This window comes from Actinoplanes sp. NPDC051346, assembly GCF_040682215.1.
GTDB lineage: Bacteria > Actinomycetota > Actinomycetes > Mycobacteriales > Micromonosporaceae > Actinoplanes.
Window position 1 is genome coordinate 488,618 of the sequence record NZ_JBFBAJ010000003.1, and the last position, 21,320, is coordinate 509,937.

At 71.2% G+C, this 21,320-nt stretch carries 23 protein-coding genes; 14 read left to right on the forward strand and 9 right to left on the reverse strand.

Annotation, left to right across the window (positions count from 1 at the left end; translation table 11 throughout):
- Window positions 1-6: 6 nt before the first annotated feature.
- Window positions 7-1,227 carry an aminotransferase class V-fold PLP-dependent enzyme gene (locus tag AB0M36_RS10525; protein ID WP_364155148.1) on the forward strand — a complete coding sequence of 407 codons (1,221 nt, stop codon included), beginning with the start codon at window positions 7-9 and terminating at the stop codon, window positions 1,225-1,227.
- A 463-nt stretch (window positions 1,228-1,690) separates the two neighbouring features.
- Window positions 1,691-2,065: an NlpC/P60 family protein gene (locus tag AB0M36_RS10530; RefSeq protein WP_364155150.1), complete on the forward strand. Its 375-nt coding sequence runs from the start codon at window positions 1,691-1,693 to the stop codon at window positions 2,063-2,065.
- A gap of 7 nt (window positions 2,066-2,072) precedes the next feature.
- Here the strand turns inward: AB0M36_RS10530 and AB0M36_RS10535 are convergent, their stop codons facing one another.
- Genes AB0M36_RS10535 through AB0M36_RS10545 form a run of 3 tightly spaced genes read right to left on the reverse strand, consistent with a single transcriptional unit; the run spans window position 2,073 to window position 5,172 of the window.
- Window positions 2,073-3,158, reverse strand: coding sequence for an alcohol dehydrogenase catalytic domain-containing protein (locus AB0M36_RS10535; protein ID WP_364155151.1), 1,086 nt, complete (start codon window positions 3,156-3,158; stop codon window positions 2,073-2,075).
- Window positions 3,155-4,546, reverse strand: coding sequence for an aldehyde dehydrogenase family protein (locus AB0M36_RS10540; protein ID WP_364155153.1), 1,392 nt, complete (start codon window positions 4,544-4,546; stop codon window positions 3,155-3,157). The genes AB0M36_RS10535 and AB0M36_RS10540 overlap by 4 nt, the downstream gene beginning before the upstream one ends.
- On the reverse strand, window positions 4,543-5,172 hold the full coding sequence (locus AB0M36_RS10545) for a TetR/AcrR family transcriptional regulator (protein WP_364155154.1): 630 nt from the start codon (window positions 5,170-5,172) through the stop codon (window positions 4,543-4,545). Before AB0M36_RS10545 ends, AB0M36_RS10540 begins: the two co-directional genes overlap by 4 nt.
- A 54-nt stretch (window positions 5,173-5,226) precedes the next feature.
- On the opposite strand from AB0M36_RS10545, the gene AB0M36_RS10550 reads away from it, so the two are divergent.
- Both AB0M36_RS10550 and AB0M36_RS10555 read left to right on the forward strand, forming a co-directional pair.
- Entirely contained in the window at window positions 5,227-6,399 is a 1,173-nt protein-coding gene (locus tag AB0M36_RS10550) for an acyl-CoA dehydrogenase family protein (protein WP_364155155.1), read from the forward strand.
- Window positions 6,396-7,937 carry a long-chain fatty acid--CoA ligase gene (locus AB0M36_RS10555; RefSeq protein ID WP_364155156.1) on the forward strand — a complete coding sequence of 514 codons (1,542 nt, stop codon included), beginning with the start codon at window positions 6,396-6,398 and terminating at the stop codon, window positions 7,935-7,937. The genes AB0M36_RS10550 and AB0M36_RS10555 overlap by 4 nt, the downstream gene beginning before the upstream one ends.
- Here AB0M36_RS10555 and AB0M36_RS10560 read toward each other — a convergent pair.
- Window positions 7,908-8,348 carry a (deoxy)nucleoside triphosphate pyrophosphohydrolase gene (locus tag AB0M36_RS10560; protein WP_364155158.1) on the reverse strand — a complete coding sequence of 147 codons (441 nt, stop codon included), beginning with the start codon at window positions 8,346-8,348 and terminating at the stop codon, window positions 7,908-7,910. The genes AB0M36_RS10555 and AB0M36_RS10560 overlap by 30 nt on opposite strands.
- A 180-nt stretch (window positions 8,349-8,528) precedes the next feature.
- Between AB0M36_RS10560 and AB0M36_RS10565 the strand changes: the two genes are divergently transcribed.
- The 4 genes from AB0M36_RS10565 (at window position 8,529) to AB0M36_RS10580 (ending at window position 13,786) form a co-directional block, all read left to right on the forward strand.
- Complete coding sequence (locus tag AB0M36_RS10565) at window positions 8,529-8,840, forward strand: pterin dehydratase (RefSeq protein WP_364155159.1); 312 nt, start codon at window positions 8,529-8,531, stop codon at window positions 8,838-8,840.
- Window positions 8,841-8,864: 24 nt separating this feature from the next.
- On the forward strand, window positions 8,865-9,227 hold the full coding sequence (locus AB0M36_RS10570) for a PH domain-containing protein (RefSeq protein ID WP_364155161.1): 363 nt from the start codon (window positions 8,865-8,867) through the stop codon (window positions 9,225-9,227).
- 87 nt (window positions 9,228-9,314) lie between these two features.
- Window positions 9,315-12,119, forward strand: a complete 2,805-nt coding sequence (locus tag AB0M36_RS10575; RefSeq protein WP_364155162.1) for a PQQ-dependent sugar dehydrogenase — start codon at window positions 9,315-9,317, stop codon at window positions 12,117-12,119.
- Window positions 12,116-13,786 (forward strand): ThuA domain-containing protein, encoded by a 1,671-nt coding sequence (locus AB0M36_RS10580; protein ID WP_364155163.1) that lies wholly within the window; start codon window positions 12,116-12,118, stop codon window positions 13,784-13,786. The genes AB0M36_RS10575 and AB0M36_RS10580 overlap by 4 nt, the downstream gene beginning before the upstream one ends.
- 4 nt (window positions 13,787-13,790) lie before the next feature.
- Here the strand turns inward: AB0M36_RS10580 and AB0M36_RS10585 are convergent, their stop codons facing one another.
- The 4 genes from AB0M36_RS10585 to AB0M36_RS10600 all read right to left on the reverse strand — a co-directional run bounded on the left by AB0M36_RS10585 (window position 13,791) and on the right by AB0M36_RS10600 (window position 17,218).
- Entirely contained in the window at window positions 13,791-14,630 is an 840-nt protein-coding gene (locus tag AB0M36_RS10585; RefSeq protein WP_364155164.1) for a hypothetical protein, read from the reverse strand.
- 125 nt (window positions 14,631-14,755) lie between these two features.
- The gene (locus AB0M36_RS10590) at window positions 14,756-15,493 is read right to left on the reverse strand and encodes a peptidase E (protein WP_364155166.1); all 738 of its coding nucleotides are present in this window, start codon (window positions 15,491-15,493) and stop codon (window positions 14,756-14,758) included.
- Complete coding sequence (locus tag AB0M36_RS10595) at window positions 15,490-16,317, reverse strand: nucleotidyltransferase domain-containing protein (protein ID WP_364155167.1); 828 nt, start codon at window positions 16,315-16,317, stop codon at window positions 15,490-15,492. The genes AB0M36_RS10590 and AB0M36_RS10595 overlap by 4 nt, the downstream gene beginning before the upstream one ends.
- A 31-nt stretch (window positions 16,318-16,348) precedes the next feature.
- Complete coding sequence (locus AB0M36_RS10600) at window positions 16,349-17,218, reverse strand: G5 domain-containing protein (protein WP_364155169.1); 870 nt, start codon at window positions 17,216-17,218, stop codon at window positions 16,349-16,351.
- 160 nt (window positions 17,219-17,378) lie between these two features.
- Between AB0M36_RS10600 and AB0M36_RS10605 the strand changes: the two genes are divergently transcribed.
- From AB0M36_RS10605 to AB0M36_RS10620, 4 genes are read left to right on the forward strand one after another with little or no spacing between them, the layout of a single operon-like run.
- On the forward strand, window positions 17,379-17,633 hold the full coding sequence (locus AB0M36_RS10605) for a lamin tail domain-containing protein (protein WP_364155172.1): 255 nt from the start codon (window positions 17,379-17,381) through the stop codon (window positions 17,631-17,633).
- A 40-nt stretch (window positions 17,634-17,673) separates the two neighbouring features.
- Window positions 17,674-18,132 carry a MarR family transcriptional regulator gene (locus tag AB0M36_RS10610; RefSeq protein WP_364155174.1) on the forward strand — a complete coding sequence of 153 codons (459 nt, stop codon included), beginning with the start codon at window positions 17,674-17,676 and terminating at the stop codon, window positions 18,130-18,132.
- A gap of 30 nt (window positions 18,133-18,162) precedes the next feature.
- Window positions 18,163-18,588, forward strand: a complete 426-nt coding sequence (locus AB0M36_RS10615) for a metalloregulator ArsR/SmtB family transcription factor (protein ID WP_364155175.1) — start codon at window positions 18,163-18,165, stop codon at window positions 18,586-18,588.
- Complete coding sequence (locus AB0M36_RS10620) at window positions 18,575-19,066, forward strand: SRPBCC family protein (RefSeq protein ID WP_364155176.1); 492 nt, start codon at window positions 18,575-18,577, stop codon at window positions 19,064-19,066. The genes AB0M36_RS10615 and AB0M36_RS10620 overlap by 14 nt, the downstream gene beginning before the upstream one ends.
- Here AB0M36_RS10620 and AB0M36_RS10625 read toward each other — a convergent pair.
- Complete coding sequence (locus AB0M36_RS10625) at window positions 19,055-19,537, reverse strand: Lrp/AsnC family transcriptional regulator (RefSeq protein ID WP_364155177.1); 483 nt, start codon at window positions 19,535-19,537, stop codon at window positions 19,055-19,057. The two genes, AB0M36_RS10620 and AB0M36_RS10625, sit on opposite strands and share 12 nt — an antisense overlap.
- 59 nt (window positions 19,538-19,596) lie before the next feature.
- Here AB0M36_RS10625 and AB0M36_RS10630 point away from each other — a divergent pair, with 59 nt between their 5' ends.
- The gene (locus AB0M36_RS10630; protein WP_364155178.1) at window positions 19,597-20,712 is read left to right on the forward strand and encodes an aminotransferase class I/II-fold pyridoxal phosphate-dependent enzyme; all 1,116 of its coding nucleotides are present in this window, start codon (window positions 19,597-19,599) and stop codon (window positions 20,710-20,712) included.
- Window positions 20,709-21,293: a phosphoesterase PA-phosphatase gene (locus AB0M36_RS10635; protein WP_364155180.1), complete on the forward strand. Its 585-nt coding sequence runs from the start codon at window positions 20,709-20,711 to the stop codon at window positions 21,291-21,293. The genes AB0M36_RS10630 and AB0M36_RS10635 overlap by 4 nt, the downstream gene beginning before the upstream one ends.
- The last annotated feature ends 27 nt before the right edge of the window (window positions 21,294-21,320 follow it).

Here is a 21,320-nt window from a genome sequence, read left to right on the forward strand (position 1 = left end):
CACTGCATGACGGTAGGTTTGTGCGTACCGCCGACCAGGGGAGTTGCCATCGCCACCGTCGACGTCGATCGGGCCCGCCGGGAAACCCCAGGCTGCGCCACGGTCACCCATCTCAACAACGCCGGCGCCGCGCTGCCCCCGGCCGTGGTCACCGATACCGTCATCGCGTACCTGCGGCGGGAGAGCCTGATCGGCGGCTACGAGGCCGCCGTGGAGGCCGCCGAGCGGGTCGAGGACGTGTACCGCTCGCTCGCCCGGTTGATCGGCGGCGAGCCCGACGAGATCGCCGTGGTGGAGAACGCGACCCGGGCCTGGGGCATGGCGTTCTACGGCTTCGGTTTCTCGGCCGGCGACCGCATCCTCACCACCCGGGCCGAGTATGCGAGCAACGTCATCGCCCTGCTCCAGGTGGCTCGCCGCACCGGCGCTGTCGTCGAGCTGGTCGACGACGACGAGCACGGCCAGGTCGACGTGGCGGACCTCGCCCGGCGCCTGGACGACACGGTGAAGCTGGTCGCGCTGACCCACGTACCGTCCTCGGGTGGCCTGGTGAACCCGGCGGCCGAGGTCGGCAAGCTGACCCGCGCCGCCGGCGTGCCGTTCCTGCTCGACGCCTGCCAGTCCGTCGGTCAGCTGCGGATCGACGTGCGGGAGATCGGCTGCGACCTGCTCTCGGCGACCGGACGCAAGTTCCTACGCGGCCCGCGCGGCACCGGCTTCCTCTACGCCCGGCGCGAGCTCGCGCAGCGCCTCGAACCGCCCCTGCTCGATCTGCACGCGGCGAGCTGGCCGGCGCCGGACCGCTACGAGATCCGGCCGGACGCCCGCCGCTTCGAGACCTGGGAGACCAACTACGCGACGAAGCTCGGCCTGGGCGCGGCGGCCGACTACGCCCTGTCGTGGGACATCGACGCGGTCACCGGCCGCATCGCCACGCTGGCGGAATCCCTGCGGGAGCGCCTGCGCGAGCTGCCGGGCGTCTCGGTGCACGACCGCGGCGCGCGGCTCAGCGCGATCGTGACGTTCACGGTCACCGGCGTCGACGCGGCGGAGGTGAAGCGCACCCTCGGCGCGGCCGGGATCAACACCAGCACGAGCTCCGCGGACTACGCCCAATGGCATCTCAAGGGACGTGGCCTGCCGGATGTGGTCCGGGCCTCGGCGCACTACTACAACACCGAGGACGAGCTCGACCAGCTCTGCCGAGAGCTTCCCCGGCCGCGCTGAAGATCACCCTTAGCGGTGATCGCGGGAAAGGCCTGTTCCCGAGCGCCGACGCGGCGGACCGACCACCGTGGACATGATCAACGAGTGGCGTGCCCGCGGGGTTTCCCGCGGGCGCGCCACCTTGACGCCGGCCCCCGGCTATGCGGATTGACCTGCGAAGACAGCCCCGCGTTACGGTCCGCGAGTCACATCCCGCCCGGGTCCGGCTTTGCGCAGCATCGCGCGGGGCCGGGGAGTTTCAGCGTGTCCCGGGCCGACCGAGGAGCCGTCCCTGTCCACGAGCCCGCTGCGCCTGGCCGCCTGCGCCGGAGCGCTCAGCCTTCTGCTGCTGCCCGCGCCCACAAAGACGCGGTCCGCCAAGCCTTTCGAGGCGCCTGTCGTCGCGGCGGAGCTCCGCCAAGCCCGGCCGGCGTCGAAGGCATCCCGCAAGGCGCTCCGCGCTACGTCGCGCAAGGTACCCCGGTTGACGCAACGGCAACTGGCCCAGCGGCACGCCCGCGCGCGGGTCCGGGTCGTCGCGTTCGCCCGGGCCCAGCGCGGCGACCGGTACGCGTACGGCGCCAGCGGCCCGCACCGCTGGGACTGTTCGGGGCTGACCGCCCGGACCTACCGGGTGGTGGGCATCCGGCTGCCGCACTCGTCAAGGGCCCAGGCCCGGCGCGGCAAGCGGGTCACACCCCGGTCGGCCCGGGTCGGCGACCTGGTCGCCATGCGCGGACACGTCGGCATCCTGGTCGGCCGGTGGCGCATGGTGGACGCGCCCGGCGCGGGCCGTCGGGTGACGGAACGCTTCATCTACCGGACGTCGACACTGCAGTTCCGGCGCCTGATCGGCTGAGGACGCGTCAGAAGGTGACCACCGAGCGAGCGCCCTCGCCGCGTGCCATCCGCTCGAACGCCGCCGGCACGTCCGCCAGCGCGATGCGGTCCGTCACCAGATGGTCCAGCTTCAGCTCCCCCGCCAGCACCTGCTGGGCGAGCAGCGGCACCTCCACGTCCGGGTCGGCGGATCCGTACACCGACGCGCGCAGGGTCCGCGCGGACGTGAAGATGTCGAGCGCGCTCAGCTCGACCAGGTCGTCGGCCCGGCCCATGCCGACCACCGTCACCTGGCCGCCACGGCGGGTGGCACGCCACGCCGCGCGGATCGTCGCCGCCCGCCCGACGCACTCGAACGCGTGGTCCGCGCCCCGACCCTGCGTGCGCGCCCGGACCTCCTTCGACAGCGACTCGCTGGAAAGCAGGAACTCCGTCGCACCGGCCGCCTCGGCCAGGGCCTTCTTGCCTTCCGCCACGTCCACGGCGATCACCGTGGCCGCTCCAGCGGCGCGCGCGGCCGAGACAACCGACAGCCCGACGCCGCCCAGGCCGAGCACCACCACCGCGTCCCCCGCACCGACCTTGGCAGTGTTGCGGACCGCTCCCGTGCCGGTCAGCACGGCGCAGCCGAGCAGGGCCGCGCTTTCCCACCCCAATTCCTCGGGTACTTCAATCACGGCGCGTTCCGGAACCACGACCTGCTCGGCGAAAGCGCCCAGCCCCAGCGTCACGTGCACGGGCGCACCGTCGAGGGTGCTGCCGTTCTCGAGCGCCGCCACGTTCGCCGCCGCGCAGAGCCACGGCTCGCCGTGGGTGCAGAACCAGCAGTCGCGGCACGGCGGCGACCAGTTGAGGGCGACGTGCGTACCCGGGGTGACGCGGGTGACGCCCGCGCCCACCTCGACCACCTCGCCGGCCGCCTCGTGGCCGAGGATCAGCGGGTGCGGCGGCCGCAACGTGCCGTCCACCATCGACAGATCGGAGTGGCACACGCCGGCGGCGCGGACTCGGACGCGGACCTGACCGGGGCCGATCTCGGGAAGGTGGATTTCCTCGACCGTGGGCGGCGCGCCCTGGTCGCGCGCCACGAGGGCGCGGATGTGTGCCGTCACTGCTGGATCGCCTTCGTCTGCTGGAACTCGATGAGACCGTGAACGCCCAGCTCACGGCCGATGCCTGACTGCTTGTAGCCGCCGAACGGCGCGAGCGGGTTGAACGCGCCGCCGTTGACGTCGACCGACCCGGTGCGCAGCCGGCGGGCCACCGCCAGGGCCCGGCCGGGCTCGCCCCAGACGCCGCCGGCGAGGCCGTAGCGGGAGTTGTTCGCGATCCGCACCGCGTGGTCGTCGTCGTCGAAGGGTATGACCGACAGGACCGGCCCGAAGATCTCCTCCTGGGCCAGTTCGCTGTCCGGGTCCACGTCCGCGAAGACGGTGGGCGCCACGAAATACCCCTTCTCCGGTACGGGCGCGCCACCCACGACGAGCCGTGCGTCCGCGCGCTCGATGAAGCCGCGCACCCGGTCGCGCTGCGCCGCCGACACCAGCGGGCCGAGGCGGGTGCCCTCGTCGAACGGGTCGCCGGTGCGGTAGCCCGCCGCGGCGGACGCGGCCAGCTCCACCGCCGTTTCGTAGTGACGGCGGTGGACCAGCATGCGGGTCCAGGCCGCGCAGGTCTGGCCGGAGTTGAGGAACGCGTTGGCGACGCCGACCTTCACCGCCTTCGTCACGTCCGCGTCCTCGAGGATCACGTTGGCCGACTTGCCGCCCAGCTCCAGCGCGACCCGGGCGATCCGGTCGGCGGCCGCGTGCGAGACGGCCCGGCCGGTGGCGGTGGAGCCGGTGAAGGACACCATGTCCACTCGCGCGTGCCCGGCGATCGCGGCGCCGACGACGGGGCCGGTGCCCGGCACGAGATTCAACACCCCGGCGGGCAGGCCGGCCTCGTCGGCGGCGTCGACGAGCAGGTACGCGACCAGCGGCGTCAGCTCGCTGGGCTTGAGCACCACGGTGCAGCCGGCGGCGAGCGCGGCGGCGACCTTGGCGACCACCTGGTGCAGCGGGTAGTTCCACGGCGTGATCGCCCCGACCACGCCCACGGGTTCGCGGACCACCAGCGAGTTGCCGATCGTCTCCTCGGCGGGCCGGGCGGCCAGGTCCGCGTACCCCCTCAGGACGGTGAGCGGGAGTCCGGCCTGGACCGCCTTCGCGATCTTGAGCGGCGTGCCGAGCTCGAGCCCGATGGTGCGGGCGATGTCGGCCGTCCGGGCGGCGAGCGCCTCGTGCAGCTTGCCGAGGTGGGCCCCGCGCTCCGCCATCGGGGTGGCCGCCCAGCCGTCGAAGGCGGCGTGCGCGGCGGCGACGGCCCGGTCCACGTCCTCGGCGGTGCCGGCGGGAACGTGGCCGAGGATCTCCTCGGTCGCCGGGTTCTCCACCGCGATCGTCTCGGTCGACGACGGCGCGACCCAACGGCCGCCGATGTACAGGCTGTCCCGGTTCATGGCAGCACTCCGTTCCTCATGGCCTCGAGGCCGGTGATCACGGTTTCCAGGCCGAGCACGAACGCACCCTCGTCGACGCTGCGACGGTGCTCGGCAAGCAGGTGTGCGTCGCGCAGGTGGGGGTAGCGCTCGGCGTACACCTCAGGATTCTCGTCGAAGCCGCCGGCGAACGAGCCGAGGGCCGAACCCTGGACGAGGTAGCGCATCAGCGCGCCGATGTGGGTGGCCCGCGCGGGCGGCCATCCGGCCTCGATGAGCCCGCCGTAGACGGTGTCGGCCATGGCGAGCGCGGCCGGGCGGCGGCCGGGGCCCTGGGCCAGCACCGGGACGATGTTCGGGTGCGCGCAGAGCACCGCGTGGTAGGAGTTCGCCCAGAGCCGCAGCGCGTCCGCCCAGCCGTGGGTGGCGAAGGCCGAGACGTCCACCCGGGCGACCACCGCGTCGGCGACCGCGTCCAGAATGTCGTTCTTGGTGGCGAAGTGGTGGTAGAGCGACGGCCCGGCCACCCCCAACTCGGTGGCGAGGCGCCGCACGGAGACGGCCTCGAGCCCTTCGGCGTCCACGAGGGCGGCCGCCACCTCGACGATCCGCTGCCGGGTGAGCACCGTCTGGCGGGGGCGGGCCATTGAATGCTCCTGCGACTCTGGACTCCGGAAAACTTACGCCGCTAGTTTTAGCACGTGGACTTTTCCCTGAGCGACGAAGAGCGGGCGATCCGCGACACCGCCCGCCAGTTCATCACCCGCGAAGTCATGCCGCTCGAGCAGGAGGCGCTGCGCCGCGAGCGGGAGCATCGGCCCGGCCTGGACCGCAGCGAGCTGCACGAGCTGAGGCAGAAGGCGAAGAAGTTCGGCTTCTGGGGACTGTCCACTCCGGAGGAGTACGGCGGCATGAACCTGCCCGCCGTCATGCAGTCGCTGATCGTGACCGAGACGGGCCGCAGCTTCGTCCAGTTCTCGTTCGGCGGCGAGGCGGACAACATCCTCTACCACGCCAACGCGGAGCAGCAGCGGGAATACCTGCTCCCCACGATCGAGGGCGACCGGATCTCCTGCTTCGCGATCACCGAGCCCGGCGCCGGCTCGGACGCGGCGAACATCAAGTTCAGCGCTCGGCGCGACGGCGACGACTGGATCCTCAACGGCGAGAAGACGTTCATCACCAACGGCAACGACGCCGACTTCGTCATCGTGGTCGCGGTGACCGACCCCGCGAAGGGGGTCCGCGGCGGCGGCACGACCGCGTTCCTCGTCGACCGCGACATGGGATGGCGCTCGGAGTTCATTCAGACCATGGGCGAGGGCGGACCGGCCGCGCTGGTCTTCGACGACGTCCGGGTGCCGTCGCGCAACATCCTCGGCGAGATCGGGCAGGGCTTCGAGCTCGGCATGAAGTGGATCGGCAAGGGTCGCTATGTGATCCCGTCGCACGCGCTGGGCATCGCGGAGCGGGCGCTCGGCATGGCGATCGAGTACGCCAATACCCGCGAGACCTTCGGCCGCCGGATCGGCGAGAACCAGGCCATCCAGTGGATGATCGCGGACTCCGAGGTCGAGCTGGAGGCGGCCCGCTGGCTGACCCTGCGCGCGGCCTGGACGGTCGACCAGGGCGAGGACCCGAGGCATTCGTCCTCGATGGCGAAGCTGTACGGCGCGAACATGGTCAACAACGTGGTGGACCGGGTCCTGCAGATCCACGGCGGCATGGGCTACACCCGCGAGCTGCCCATCGAGCGCTGGTACCGCCAGGTCCGCCTGATGCGCATCTACGAAGGCACCGACGAGATGCAACGCCTGATCATCTCCAGAGATCTCCTGCGGGGATACACCAAGATCGGAGGGCACCTCCAATGACCGCTCTGTCGTTGGCCACCATCCTCGCCGAGTCGGCGCGCAGATATCCCGACAAGGTCGCGGTGATCGACGGTGATTCCCGCACCACCTACCGGGATCTCTGGGCGGAATCCCTCTCCTACGCGGCGGGCCTGCAAGAGCTGGGCGTACGGCCCGACGACGCCGTGGCCGTGCTGATCCCCAACATCACCGACTTCCCCCGGGTCTACTACGGCGCGTTGGCCGCCGGCGCGCGCGTCGTGCCGGTGCACCTGCTGCTGACCCCCGAGGAGATGGCTTACGTCCTTCGCGACAGCGGCGCGAGCATCCTGGTGGCGCACTCCAGCCAGCTTCGGACGGCGACCGCCGCCGCGCTGAAGGCCGGCGTGCGGCTCGTCTCCGTGGGGCCGCTGCCGCCCGATCTGCCGGAGGCCCCGACCCGCCTGGAGAAGGCCGTCGTGGCGGTCCCCAGACTGCCGAGCTACGTGTCCCGCGAAGCCGAGGACGTCGCGGTGGTGTTCTACACGAGCGGCACGACCGGGAAACCGAAGGGCGCCCTGCTGACCCACCTCAACCTGGTGATGAACGCGACAGTGAACGTCTTCGACCTCAACGACGTGCGCCACGACGACGTGGTCCTGGGCTGCCTGCCGCTGTTCCACACGTTCGGCCAGACGGTGAGCATGAACGGTGCCTTCCGCCTCGGCATGACGCTCGTGCTGCTGGCCCGGTTCACCGGCGAGGCGGCGATCGAGCTGATGGTCCGCGAGGACGTGAACAGCTTCCACGGCGTACCGACGATGTATATCGCCCTGCTCGAGGCGGCCGCCAAGGCCGACCGCCTGCCGGACCTACGCCTCTGCGTCTCCGGCGGGGCGACGCTGCCCGTGGCCGTCCTGGAGAGGTTCAACGACACGTTCCAAACCTCGATCTACGAGGGGTACGGGCTGTCCGAGACCTCCCCGACCGCGACCGCCAACCAGCCGGCGTTCGGCGCCCGGGCCGGCACGATCGGACATCCGATCTGGGGCGTCGAGGTGGAGATCGCCCGGGCCGACGTCGACGACCGCGTCGAGCTGCTGCCCGCCGGTGAGCTCGGCGAGATCGTGATCCGCGGTCACAACGTCTTCGCCGGATATCTCAACCGGCCTCAGGAGACCGCCCAGGCGCTGGTCGACGGCTGGTTCCGCAGCGGCGACCTGGGCACCAAGGGCGCCGACGGCTTCATCACCGTCGTCGACCGCAAGAAGGACCTGGTCATCCGCGGCGGTTTCAACGTCTACCCGCGCGAGATCGAGGAGGTGCTGGCCCAGCATCCCGCGGTCGTGCAGGTCGCGGTGATCGGCGTGCCCGACGAGGTGCTCGGCGAGGAGGTCTGCGCGGTCGTCGTGCCGGACCCCGGCGGCGTGACCGCCGAGGAGCTCATCGAGTGGTCGAAGGAGCGGCTGGGCCGGCACAAGTACCCGCGTCAGGTCCGCTTCCTGGAGACGTTGCCGATGGGGCCCAGCTTCAAGGTGCTCAAGCGGGAGCTACGCAAGACGTTCGGCGGTGGCCAGTAGTGCGGGCAGTTCCGCCACGATCGGCTTGTCGGCCGGCAGCCACGGCACGCTGCCGAGCTCGTCGACCGCGAGCCACCGCATCGCCGTGTGTTCCAGGGCGCGCGGCACGTCGCCGTCCCGGAGCGTGACCGCGAAGACGCGCAGCACGGCGCGGCCGTGCGCCAGCGACACGTCCGGACCGACCCGGGCGCCGACCTCGACGCGGACGCCCAGTTCCTCCACGCATTCGCGGGCGAGGGCCTGGGCGTCGCTCTCCCCGGGCTCGACCTTGCCGCCCGGAAACTCCCAGCGTCCGGCGACCTCGGCGGGCGCGGACCGTTCGCAGGCGAGCACCCGGCCGTCCTTGACGATCGCGGCCGCAACGATCACTCTGCGTGACGCAGGACCGCTGACGTGTTGTCCAAGGGGCATGAGCCTAGAGCGTGCCATAAATCTTGGCCGAACAGGTTGAACGATGCGTCCCGATCGTCACGAGAACACGGATATGTGGGCGTGGACATCGTTGACACCGCGTACCACACTGTGGGCATTGACGTGACGACATGGCGACAGTTTGGCCACAAGCCGGCAACGACGCCTGGGAGGTGGGCCATGCGGGGCAGGAAGACACGGGGCGCCCGCCCCGATTACCTCAGTGACGCCCTCGCGGTGCTGGGCGGCTGGACCCGGGACGGCGTCCAGCTCAAGCGCGTCCTGACCTGTGACGACAGCCAGCACGCCGCGCTGACCGAGCGGATCAAGGTCGCCGCCGACACCCTGCGCCTGCGGCCGCGCATCCAGCGCGCGGACGGTCACACCCAGATTCTGCTGGGCGCGTCGGATGGCGGTGCCATCACCGATGGTGAGGTCACTCTGGCCGCCCGGATCGAGGATGCCTACCGCACGGTCGTCGGGCCACGGTAGCGCCGGATCGGTAACCTCGGCGCCATGACGGCACCGGTCTACGACAGCAAGGGTCAGTACCAGCAGGTCGCGTCCGGCCTCCTCGAGGGTGAGCAGATCATCGCGGTCTACGACGCGGTCGGCGTGGGCACGGGCTTCATCGGCCTGACCGATCGTCGCGTGATCATCCAGGACAAGTCCTTCGTGGGCAAGCGTTTCGCGATCACGAGCATCCCGTATTCGAAGGTCAGCAGCGTGAGCGTGGTCAGCAACAAGAGCTGGGCGGGGCAGTACTTCTCCACCGGTACCATCGCGATCACGGTCGGCCAGCATGTCTACGAGGTCGAGTTCCGCGGCTCGGAGAAGACCCACCACGTCCACAACGTGATCCTGCACTACGCCGCCTGACGGCTACTTTTGTCGCCATGAACGAAAGTTCGTCCATGGCGACCTAAAGCATGGACACCGCCGTCAGAAGTCGCTAGACATTCAAACATGTCAAGACTTCGATCGGCTGCCGTGGTGGCCGTGACGGCGGCCGCCCTGCTCACCGCCGTGTCCGCCCCCGCGCGGGCCCATGACATCGATCCCGAGGACTACCAGCAGGTGACCCTCGCCAAGGGCGTCGCCGAGGTCGGTGAGCCGATGGCGATCGCCGTCCTGCCCGACCGGTCCGTGCTGCACACCGCCCGCAACGGGACGCTGCGGCGGACGGACGCGAACGGCACCACCACCGTCGTCGGCACGATTCCCGTCTACAGCCACGACGAGGAAGGCCTGCAAGGCGTCGGCGTCGATCCGGGCTTCGGCACCAACCGGCACATTTACCTCTACTACGCGCCGCCGCTCGCCACGCCCGCCGGCGACGCCCCGGCCACCGGCACCACCTGGAGCGCCTGGCAGGGCGTCAACCGGCTGTCGCGCTACACGCTCAACGCCGACTTCAGCCTCAACACCGCCAGCAAAGTGGACGTCCTCGACGTGCCGGCCGACCGCGGCCTCTGCTGCCACGTCGGCGGTGACATCGACTTCGACGCGGCGGGCAACCTCTACCTGTCCACCGGCGACGACGCCAACCCGTTCGACTCCGCCGGCTACTCGCCACTGGACGAGCGCACCAACCGCAATCCCGGGTACGACGCGCAGCGCAGCGCCGGCAACACCAACGACCTGCGCGGCAAGGTGCTGCGCATCAAGGTGAACGGCAACGGGTCGTACTCGGTCCCGGCCGGCAACCTGTTCGCGCCGGGCACGCCGGGCACCCGCCCCGAGATCTACGCGATGGGCTTCCGCAACCCATTCCGGATGAGCGTCGACCGGGCCACCGGCATCGTCTACGTCGGCGATTACGGCCCGGACGCGGGCGCCACCAACCCGCTGCGCGGTCCGGGTGGCCAGGTCGAGTTCAACCGGATCACCAGCCCGGGCAATTACGGCTGGCCGTACTGCACCGGCACCAACACCGCGACCGAGACCTACAACGAGTGGAACTTCGCGACCAACAGCACCGGGCCGAAATACGACTGCGCCGGCGGTCCGACGAACAACTCGTTCCGCAATACCGGGCAGACGAAGCTGCCGCCGGCCCGGCCGGCCTGGATCCGGTACGGCGGCGACGCCGGCTCCCCGCCCGAGTTCGGCAGCGGCTCCGAGTCGCCCATGGGCGGCCCGGTCTACCGCTTCAACCCGAACCTCGCCTCGCCGACGAAGTTCCCGGCCAGCCTCGACGGGCACTTCTTCGCCGGCGAGCTGGGCCGAGGCTGGATCAAGCCGATCCACGTGGGCGCGGACGGCTCGGTGGGCGAGATCGCCGCGTTCCCCTGGGTGGGCAAGCAGGTCATGGACATGGCCTTCGGCCCGGAGGGCGCGCTGTACGTCCTCGACTACGGCACCGGCTACTTCAACGGCGACGAGAACTCGGCTCTCTACCGATTCGACTACCTGGCTGGCGCCAACCGGGCCCCGACCGCCGTTGCCAGCGCCGACCGTACGTCCGGACAGGCGCCGCTCGCCGTCAGGTTCTCCTCGTCGGGTTCGTCGGACCCGGAGGGCGGCACGCTGACTTACGCGTGGAACTTCGGCGACGGCACCACCTCGACCGCGGCGAACCCCACGAAGACGTACACCACCAACGGCACCTACACCGCGACGCTGACCGTGCGCGACACCGAGGGCCTCACCGGCACCGCGAGCGTCTCGGTCACGGTCGGCAACACCGCCCCGACGGTACGGATCAACGAACCGCCCGTCGGTTCCCTGTTCGCGTACGGCGACTCGATCCCGTTCTCCGTCACGGTCACCGACCCGGAGGACCCGTCGATCGACTGCGCGAAGGTCACGATGACCTACGTGCTGGGCCACGACAGCCACGGCCACCAGATCACCTCGCGGAACGGCTGCACCGGGGCGATTCCCATCCCGGTCGACGGTGAGCACGACTCGGCGGCGAACATCTTCGCGGTCTTCGACGCCGAGTACACCGACGCCGGCGGCCTGACCACGCACACCCAGCACATCCTCCAGCCGCGCCATCGCCAGGCCGAGCACTTCAAGGCCTCCTCCGGCGTCACCCCGATCATCAAGACACAGGCCGAGGGCGGCAAGACGGTCGGCAACATCGACAACGGGGACTGGGTGTCGTTTGAGCCGTACCGGCTGGACAAGGCCGCCTCCTTCACCGCCCGGGTCTCCTCCGGCGGCGCCGGCGGCACCCTGCAACTGCGGATGGGCTCGCCGACCGGCACCGTGCTCGGCGCGGCGACCGTCCCGGTGACCGGCGGCTGGGAGACCTTCACCGAGGTGACCGGTGCTGTCTCCGGCGCCCCGGCCGCCGCCGGCACGCTCTATCTCACCTTCTCCGGCGGCGCCGGCGCACTGTTCGACGTGGACGCCTTCACCCTGAACGGTGCCAGCACCACGCGGACCGGGCCGATCCGGGGCCTGGCCGGCAAGTGTCTCGACGTCGCCAACTCCGGCACGGCGGACGGCACGAAGGTGCAGCTCTACACGTGCAACGGCACCGGCGCACAGAGCTGGACCGTCACACCGAACGCCACCATCAAAGCCCTCGGCAAGTGCCTCGACGTCGCCGGCGGCGGCACCGCCAACGGCACCAAGACACAGCTGTGGACGTGCAACGGCACCGGCGCGCAGACCTGGTCGGCGCAGCCGGACGGCACGATCCGCAACCCGCGGTCGGGGCGCTGCCTCGACGTGTCCGGCAACAACCCCGCCGACGGCCAGCAGATCCACATCTGGGACTGCCACGGCGCGGCCAACCAGAAGTGGGTACTGCCATGATCGGCAAACTGCTCGCTGCCCTGCTGATGATCCCCGCTCCGGCGATCGCCGCCGACGACCCCTATGACGTGCTGGTCTTCTCGCGGACGACCGGCTTCCGGCACGACTCCATCGCGGCCGGCACCCAGGCCGTCCGCGAGCTGGGCGCCCAGAACAGCTTCTCGGTCACCGCGACCGAGGACCCGGCCGTCTTCACCGCCGCGGGCCTCGCGGGCTACGAGGCGGTCGTCTTCCTCAACACCACCGGCGACGTCCTCGACGCCGGACAGCAGGCCGCCTTCGAGGGCTACATCCGCGGCGGAGGCGGATTTGTGGGCGTGCACTCCGCCGCCGACACGGAATACGACTGGCCCTTCTACGGCGAACTCGTCGGCGCCTGGTTCGCCTCCCACCCGGCGATCCAGAGCGCCACCGTGGTGCTGGAGGACCGGGCGCACGCGGCGACCGCGCACCTGCCGCAGCGTTGGAACCGCACCGACGAGTGGTACGACTACCGCACCAACCCCCGCGCGACCGCGCACATCCTGGCCACCCTCGACGAGAGCACGTACTCCGGCGGCCGCATGGGCGCCGACCACCCGCACGCGTGGTGCAAGACGCTCGACGCCGGCCGCTCGTTCTACACCGGCGGCGGCCACACCCGCGAGTCGTACGCCGACTACGCCTTCCGCGCCCACCTGCTCGGCGGCATCCGCTACGCCGCGGGGCGAACCCACGCCGACTGCCGCACCGAGACGGGCTACACCAAGCTCTACGACGGCGCGACGACCGGCTGGTCCCAGGCCGGGCCGGGCGGCTTCACCAACACGGACGCGACCCTGACCTCCACCGGCGGCATGGGCCTGTTCTGGTACAGCGCCGCGCAGTTCACCGACTACTCGCTCAAGCTCGACTGGAAGATGGCCGGCGATGACAACTCCGGCGTCTTCCTCGGCTTCCCGCCGTCGAACGACCCCTGGTCGGCGGTGAACAACGGATACGAGGTGCAGATCGACGCCACGGACGCCCCCGACCGCACGACAGGCGCGGTCTACACGTTCAAGTCGGCCGACATCGCGGCTCGCAACGCCGCGCTGAATCCGCCCGGCGAGTGGAACACCTTCGAGCTGCTGGTCGAGGGCGAGCGGCTGCAGATCTTCCTGAACGGCCGGAAGATCAACGACTTCACCAACACCGATCCGGCGCGCTCCCTGGCCGGGCACATCGGCCTGCAGAACCACGGCGCGGGCGACGAGGTGTCCTTCCGGAACGTACGCGTCAAGCAGCTCGGCGGCCCGAACCCACCCCGCACCGGGCCCGTCGTCGGCCTGGCCGGCAAGTGTCTCGACGTCGCCGGCTCCGGTACGGCGGACGGCACGAAGGTGCAGCTCTACACGTGCAACGGCACCGGCGCACAGAGCTGGACCGTCACACCGAACGCCACCATCAAAGCCCTCGGCAAGTGCCTCGACGTCGCCGGCGGCGGCACCGCCAACGGCACCAAGACACAGCTGTGGACGTGCAACGGCACCGGCGCGCAGACCTGGTCGGCGCAGCCGGACGGCACGATCCGCAACCCGCGGTCGGGGCGCTGCCTCGACGTGTCCGGCAACAACCCCGCCGACGGCCAGCAGATCCACATCTGGGACTGCCACGGCGCGGCCAACCAGAAGTGGGTGCTCCCCTAGCCCGTCAGGAGCCACCGCCACCGCCACCGCCGCCGCCCCACGCGGGGCTATACGGCGCGGTGAAGGCGCTGGTCAGCGCCTTGAGGAGGGCCTTGACCTCGGCCGGGCGGTGCGCCGGCTCCGGCCAGGGCAGGCCGGTCACCCAGGCCGGCGGCCCGGGTTCCGCCAGGCCGGGCCAGCCCGCCAGGTCCCGCTGGTGCCCGACGACCTCGGCCAGCGTCTGCGCGCTGGCCCGCGTCGGCGTTGCCGCGTTGGGGGCGGCGATGCCCGCCGCCAGCTCGGCGGCGGCCGCCCGACCGGCCGGGGTGAGCACCCGCCGCTTGGCCGTCTCGTCGAACAGGATGTACACGCCGGCTACATAGAAGAAGAACACGAGCAGCGGCAGGACCCACCAGTAGCCCGGTTCGGCCCGCGTCGCCTGAGCGAGCTGCACCCCGCAGAGCAGCGCCGGTACCGCAGCCGCCCCGGCGATCAGCAGCGGGCCCCATACGCTTGCGCGCGTGAGGTGGCCGCTGCCCACCAGCCTCTCGCGGGCCCGCGCCTCCAATGCCGCCGCGACGCCGAGGTGGCTCTGCTTGGTGAGCCGCACCTCTCGCCGCTCCGGGCCGCACAGCTCGTCCAGCAGCGCGTGGTCGGTACTGGACAGGTCCGGCCCACCCGCCGACCGGTCCACGATCGTGACCGCCGCCGGCTCCGGCCACGGCCCGGACCCCATCTCCACGTCAACGGCGAGCACCCCGCGCTCGGCCAGCGCGACGAGCTGCGCCGCGATCGCCTCCGGGATCCTGCCGTGTGAACGGCGGACCAGACGCAGCAGCTGTTCGTCGGAAAGATAGTCGCGCATCGAGAACCTCCTGTTTGGGCCCCGCCTCCCGTGACCCCGACGCTAGCCGCCGCGGTCCACCTCCGGCCAAGTAGTTTCGCCCTGGCGTACGGCGTGGTCCGTGGCTGGGAATTGGCTAGCTATAGCTAGTACTTCAGCACGCGGGTGGGCAGCGGCGTCTCGGTGACCGAGCCGTCCGCTGCCCGCTTCAGCTCGTAGCCGCGGGGGCCGTCCTTGTCCGCCACCACCTCGGCGAGCCGGGTGCCGCGGTAGACGAGGCCGGCGCCGTCGTCGGTCGCGTACCCGTCGGGCAGCGTGCCGTCGCCGATCAGCTGGTGCATCATCGGCCGGCGCTGGTCCTCGGCGTCGTAGTGCACCCCGTTGCTGTACGGCAGCCAGCCCAGCCCGTCTTTGAACCCGCGCAGCTTCAGCCCGTAGCTGTCCGTGCTGCCGCCGACGTGCCAGCAGATCGAACCCGCCGAGACGCCGCCGAGCACCACGCCGGCCTGCCACGCCTCGTGCAGGATCTCCTCGAGGCCGTGCACCCGCCAGACCGCGCAGAGGTTGGCGACGCTGCCGCCGTTGACCCAGATGACGTCCTGCTCGAGCAGGTGTGCGCGGATGTCCTCGTGGTTGGGCATCGGAAACAGCTGCAGGTGCGACGCCCGGTAGCCGGTTCTCGCGAAGGCGGCGTACGTAGCACCGATCCAGTTCTCCGGGTCACCGGTCGCCTGGTGCAGGAAGCAGAACTTGGCGTTCGGCCCGGCGTTCGCCAGCTCGGCGGCGAAGTGATGGATCGGGCCGGGGGTGAGGTCATAGAGGCCGTGCACGCCTCGCTCGAAACCGGCGCTGGTAGCGAGGATGGTGGGTTCGTCGGCGGTCATCGCGCCATCATGGCGCACGCGTCCGCGGTCTCCAGAACGAGGTCCGCGGCAGTGTCGAGGGCGGTCGAGAGGTGCGCGGGATCGCCGTCCACAGCGGCGAAGAGCGCGTCGACCCGCTCCCGGAACCGCTCGGGGGCCCCGGTCAGCGCCGACGCCGCCGCCACCGCGCCCTTCTCGTTGACGAGCCACTGCCCGGCCGCGCCGTGCAGGGCGTGGGCGCAGATGCCGACGATCCGGAAGAGACAGCCGGCGATGTAGGAGGAGTCGCCGCGGGACACCGCCTTGCGCGCCACCCCGATCAGGAAGTCGGCCTCCCAGAGGCCCGCGACCAGGGCCTCACCCAGTGCCGGCGGGAGGGTCCGGGTGCGCGTCCGCAGCGCGGCCAGTTCCCCGGACGGGTCGGCCAGGATCACCCCGAGGGCCACTTCCCCGGCGTACCCGAAATCCGGTACGCCGAGTGGGTGCCCGACCTGGGCGTGGAAGCGGTATCGACCCTCCTCGGCGGCCTCCACCGACCGGGTCACCCGGTCGAGATCGCGGTAGATCCAGTCCACGGCGGCGCCGTCCACGGTGAGCCATCCACCGCCGTCGACCCACGGTCCCCACTCACCGGGTGCGGTGACCCGGGCACTCGGCCCGGCCACCTGGCGCGCGAGCGCGTTGAGCGCGTCGACGTCGAGCGGCGGACGGTAGTAGAGCCCGAGATCCGTGTCGGAGTCGGGAGTGTGGGTACCCCGCGCGCGGCTGCCACCCAGCAGCACGCCGACGACTCCGGGCACCGCCACCAGGCGCGCCGCCAACTCCCGCAGTCGCGCATCACTCATTTCCACGCCGCCATCCTCTCGCGGCCGGCTCTCAGGGGCTCTGCTCGGGCTCGGGCTTCTCGGCGGCGGGCTCGTCTTCGCAGGGCAGCGTCAGGTCCAGGGCGTCCAGGTCCTCGTTGCTCAGCAGGCCCAGGTGTTGATCGAGGAGGTTCTCCTCCTCCGGCTTCGTCTCGTCGCTGCAGACGGCGATGCGTCCGGCCGGCGTGCACTCGCCCCGGTCGCCGCCGCACCAGCGGTCCCGGTCGCGGTCGTGGTCGTCACGGCCGCCGTGGCCGCCGTCCGAGGTCCGCCGGTTGCCGAAGGCGATCACCCGGTGCTGGGGCTCGCGGGTCACCGTCGAGTCGACCAACCGCCGCGAGGTCTCCTTCGTGCCGGTGTAGGTCACCTCGTAGTGCAGCACCCGCTCCCCGGGCACGCCTCGGGTCTGCACCCGCTTGCTGCCGCGCGGCAGCGACGGGTCCCGGACCAGCATGGTCTGGAACGGAATGGTGTGCGTCTCCGAGACCCGCTCGGTGCGGACCACCGGCCCCGGCGCCGCGGCGGGCGCGGCGGGCTTCGCCGGGGCCTTCGCGGCAGGCTTGTCCGCGGCTTCGGGTGGGCGCGGGCCGCGCGTGGCCGTACGGTCGGCCTCGCCCGGCGCCGACCGGTCGTCGCCGACCGCGGCGTCATCGGCCTGTCCGGCGAGGTCCTCCACCGGTGCGGCCGGTGGCTCGGACTGCACCTCCCGCGGCACGGCGACCACGGCTTCCTGCTTGACGGCGGTGACCGCGCTAGCCTGCTCACCGCCGCTCATGGCGGCCACTCCGCCTGCCGTGCCGGCGACCAGGGCGAGGACGCCCAGGCCGGCCGTGGTCATCCGGACGCCGAACGGCAGGCGCGCCCAAAATGACTTTCGCGGCATTTCGAGTAGATGCTGCCAGGAATCACTAGATGTCTGGTTTAGCACCCCAGCATTGTGCGGCCGAGGGCGCTCGGCGCCAGCGTCACCGCCGCACTCGAAAGGATGACCGCCGCCGGACCGACGGGTATGCGACACCGCGCTTCCCCTCGGACCGCCCAGAATGTCCGGACACTGCAAGGACATCACGTCGAATCACGTCTACACGTTCGGCAACACCTCCATCGCGGGCAACGGCGGCCGGCTCTGGCTGCGCACCGGCAAGGGCACCGACAAGGCGCGGACCCGGTACTGGGGCAGCGGGAACTACGTCTGGAACAACACGGGCGACACCGCGTACCTGCGCAACGCCTCCGGCAAGCAGCTCGACACCTGCACGTGGAAGTCCAAGAAGGGCCGCGCCTGGGTCGCCTGCTGAGGGCGCCTTTGCTTCCGTTTCCGGCCGTACGATCAAGGTCATGCCCGAAACGCCGCCACCCGCGCCCCTGACCGGCGAGGAGGAGGCGGTCATGCGCGCGCTGGGGCGACTCATTCTGGTGTTGCCCCGGATGCTCGACGCGGACCTCGAGCGCGAGCAGCGCATGTCCCTGAGCGAATACGCGGTGCTGCGCCACCTGTCCGAGGCGCAGCACCGCGTCATGCGGATGAGCGAGCTCGCCGCCGCCTGCGACATGTCGTTGAGCGGGATGACCCGCCTCGCCGCCAAGCTGGAGTCACTGGGCTACCTCCGCCGGATCCGGTGCGAGAGCGACGGCCGCGGCCAGAACGCCGTGCTCACCGACGCCGGGTTCGCCCGCCTGCGCGAGGCCTGGCCGAGCCACCTGGCCAGCGTCCGGCGGCGCGTCTTCGCGCACCTGGGCGACCTCGACCTGACCGCGCTCGCCACCGCACTCGAGAGCATGACCAGCGACGATTGACATATTCCCTTACAGGCATATGATTGCCGCATGGCACGCGCGGCAACGACGACGGACGCGTTCAACGCGGTGGCCGAGCCCCGCCGACGGCAGATCCTCGACCTCCTGGCGGCGGGCGAACGGCCCGTCAACGACCTTGCCGAGCTGCTCGGCCTCGCCCAGCCCCAGGTTTCCAAGCACCTGCGCGTCCTGCGCGAGGTCGACCTGGTGCACGTCCGCGACGAGGGGCGCCAGCGGATGTACCGGATCAACGCCGCCCCGCTGAAATCCATCCACGACTGGCTGCGCAAGTACGAGCAGGCCTGGAACACGCGGTTCGACCTCATGGACGACGTCCTCGACGAGCTCAAGGAAAGCGAGCTCAAGGAAACCGAGCTCAAAGAAAGCGAGCTCAAAGAAAGCGAGCTCAAGGACGGCGAGCTCAAGGAAGCGGAGGCACACGATGACGAGCACTAAGGGCACGGCGAAGGTCACCCTCCCCGCCGACAACCAGATCCTCATCACCCGCGAGTTCGACGCCCCGGCGCGGCTGGTGTGGAAGGCGTACACCACACCGGAGCTGATCAAACGCTGGTGGAGCGGCGAACGCGGCACGGTGCTCAGCGCCGAGGTCGACCTGCGGGTCGGCGGCAGGTGGCGCTACGTGATGGAGGCGGGCGGCGGGTTCGAGGTCGCCTTCCATGGTGAGTACCGCGAGATCCAGGAGCCGGTGCGCCTGATGAACACCGAGGCGTACGAGGGCATCCCGGACCCGGACGCGAACGCGGCGCTGGTCACCACCACCTTCACCGAGAAGGACGGCCGCACGTACATGGAGATGCTCAGCGAGCACCGCGACAAGGCCGGCCGGGACGCCGTCATCGACTCCGGCATGGAGGGCGGCATGCAAGAGGGCATGGACGCCCTCGAGCGGATCGCGATGTCACTGACCTGACGCGTACGGGAGGACAGGCGGGCCGGACCACGTCGAGAAGATCAGATGCGTCTGGACCCGCCCGACCTCCCGCCGCGCGGTGAACTCGTCGAGCACCAGCCGCTGCAGGTCGGCGGTGCTGCCACAGGCGACGTGCACGATGAAGTCGTCGGCACCGGTCACGTGGTGCAGGGCCCGGGTCTCCGGCAGCGACAGCACGTGCGCGACGAACGGGTCCACCACGCCGCGCGCGTGCGGCTGCACCTGGACCATCAGCAACGCCTCCAGGTCCCGGCCGACCGCGGCCGGATCGACCTGGGCCGCGTATCCGGTGATCACCCCGGCCCGCCGCAGCCGCGCCACCCGGTCCAGGCAGGTGGACGGCGCCACGCCGACGGCCGCGGCGAGGTCCTTGTTGGCGATCCGTCCGTCGTTCTGCAGCAGGCGCAAAATCGCGACGTCAACCGGATCGAACTGCAGATCGGTGCTCATCTCCCGAAGATAATTCGGTACTTTGACCGTTGTCTCGCACTCGGCTCGACACTCAGCGCATGGAGCTCACCACCCGCGCGGTGCACGCCGGGCGCGACGACCTGGTCGCGCAGGGGTTGCACGCCGTACCCCTGGACCTGTCCACGACCTACCCGGCCCGCGACACCCGCGCCGAGGCGGAGCGCCTCAGCCTGCTCGGCACCGGCGCCGACATCCCCGGCCTGCCGGTCTACGGCCGGATCGGCAACCCGACCGTGGCCCGCTTCGAGCAGGCCCTGGCCGAGCTCGAGGGCTGCGCGGCCGGCGTCGCCTTCGCCAGCGGCATGGCCGCGCTCTCCGCGTGCCTGCTCGCCGTCGCCGCGGCGGGCACCCCGCACGTGGTGGCGGTCCGGCCGCTGTACGGCGGCTCGGACCACGTGCTCACCTCCGGCCTGCTCGGCACGTCCGTCACCTGGGCGACGCCCGAGACGGTGCGCGAGTCGCTGCGCGAGGACACCGGCCTGGTCATCGTCGAGACCCCGGCGAACCCGACGCTCGCCACGGTGGACCTGCGCCGCCTTGCCGACGCGTGCGGCGACGTTCCCCTGCTCGTCGACAACACGTTCGCGACACCGGTGCTGCAACGACCGGCCGAGTCGGGTGCCAGCATCGTGCTGCACAGCGCGACCAAGTTCCTCGGCGGCCACGGCGACGTCCTCGGCGGCGTGATCGCGACCTCCGAGGACTTCGCGTGCCGGCTGCGCCAGATCCGCTTCGCGACCGGGGGCATCCTGCATCCGCTGGCCGGCTACCTGCTGCTGCGCGGGCTGTCGACCCTTCCCGTACGGATGCATGCGTCGTCCCGCACGGCCGCCGCCCTAGCCGAACGGCTCGCCGACCACCCGGCCGTGACGAAGGTGCACTACCCCGGCTTCGGCGCGCTGGTCTCCTTCGAGATCACCGGCGACCCGCACGAGGTGGTGGGAGCGGTCCGGCTGATCACCCCGGCGGTCAGCCTCGGCAGCGTGGACAGCCTCATCCAGCACCCGGCCTCGCTCACCCACCAGGTGGTCGACCCGGAGTCGCGGGCCGACGGCGGCATCAGCGACCAGCTGCTGCGCATGTCCGTGGGCCTCGAGGATGTGGACGACCTGTGGACGGACCTCTCGAAGGCGCTTGCGATGATCAACGTGTGACCGCCGACCGCGCCGCCAGGATCGCCTCCGAGGTCTTCGCACCGGCGGTCCTGGTGGCCGGCCTCCTGCTGGTCGTCGGCTGGCACGCCGGCGACACCGCCGGCGTCTCCCACTGGTGGGGCCTGCCCGGCGCGCTGTTCGCGGCGGGCATCCCCCTGGCGTACGTCCTGCGCGGCGTCCGCACCGGGCGCCTGACCAACCACCACATCCCGGAACGGGAGCACCGCCGCGTCCCCCTGCTGTTCGGCATCGCCTCGGTGGCGGTCGGGCTGGTGGCCCTCGTCCTGCTCGGCGCGCCCCGAGACGTGATCGCCCTGATGGGGGCGGGCGGCACCGGCCTGCTCGTGTTCACCGCGGTGACCCACTGGTGGAAGATGTCCATCCACGCCGGCGTGGCCGCGGGCGCGACGGCGACCCTGACCGCGGTGTACGGACCCGTGGCACTGCTCACCGCGCCGCTCGCCCTGCTCGCGTGCTGGGCCCGCGTCCGCCTCGCGGCACACACCACCCCCCAGGTGATAGCCGGAGCGATAGTCGGCGCCACCATCGCCGCCACGGTCTTTCCGGCTCTCCGCGTCTGAGCCCGGCCCGGGGTGGATCTAGGTGCG